The organism is Vogesella mureinivorans, from assembly GCF_007644035.1.
Taxonomy (GTDB): domain Bacteria; phylum Pseudomonadota; class Gammaproteobacteria; order Burkholderiales; family Chromobacteriaceae; genus Vogesella; species Vogesella mureinivorans.
Genome location: NZ_VMTV02000681.1, coordinates 1 through 283, shown reverse-complemented (window position 1 = coordinate 283; position 283 = coordinate 1). Strand labels below are relative to the sequence as shown.

Annotated in this window: 1 protein-coding gene; it reads right to left on the bottom strand. The window is 44.9% G+C overall.

All coding sequences use genetic code 11. The features are described from left to right. A partial coding sequence (locus tag FLQ44_RS25655; RefSeq protein ID WP_206208955.1) for a beta/alpha barrel domain-containing protein occupies window positions 1–283 on the bottom strand: 283 nt, incomplete at both ends.

Sequence of the window (283 nt, the reverse complement as noted above, 5' to 3'; positions counted from 1 at the left end):
ATAGTTGACCCGACAGCGACGGCCCCTAAATTCCAAGCTTGTTCGACAGAGGCGAACATTATCTGGTCGAATTGATTGGGGTAAGTCAGCAATTCATTATGATTTAATTTCAAAATGAAGGGGATTTTGTGGGCATATTTGCGAGAAACCATGCCCAAAACGCCAAGGGTGGTAGCAACAGCATTACAACCAGATTCGATCGCCAGTTTAATGATATTTTCGGGATCGAAATAGATCGGGTTTGGTGCAAAGGATGCCCCTGCGGAGTGTTCAATTCCTTGGT